1 protein-coding gene is annotated in these 208 nt (G+C 38.5%); it reads right to left on the reverse strand.

Features of this window, described 5'->3' with window-relative positions:
* Nucleotides 1-118: 118 nt before the first annotated feature.
* A partial coding sequence (locus ADH90_RS11715; RefSeq protein ID WP_080982593.1) for a dihydrodipicolinate reductase occupies nucleotides 119-208 on the reverse strand: 90 nt, incomplete at its 5' end.

A 208-nucleotide genomic window follows, 5' to 3' on the forward strand; every position in this document is an offset into this window, starting at 1 on the left:
TTGAAGTCTTTGATTTTCAGCCAATTGTTCTTCCAGCTGAATGCTCAAGAGATTATTTGCAACCATTGTACCGTTTGATGTATCGGATAAGTCGTTGATTGTCATCCGAAGTGCGCGGTTAAGCTGTTCTGTATTCATTTTCTAAGTTCTCCAATCTGTGTGTAAGTTTTTGATTTTCAAGAGCAAGCTCCTGAATTGCTTTAAGTGC

It is taken from the genome of Streptococcus pseudopneumoniae (genome assembly GCF_001073085.1).
GTDB lineage: Bacteria > Bacillota > Bacilli > Lactobacillales > Streptococcaceae > Streptococcus > Streptococcus pseudopneumoniae_M.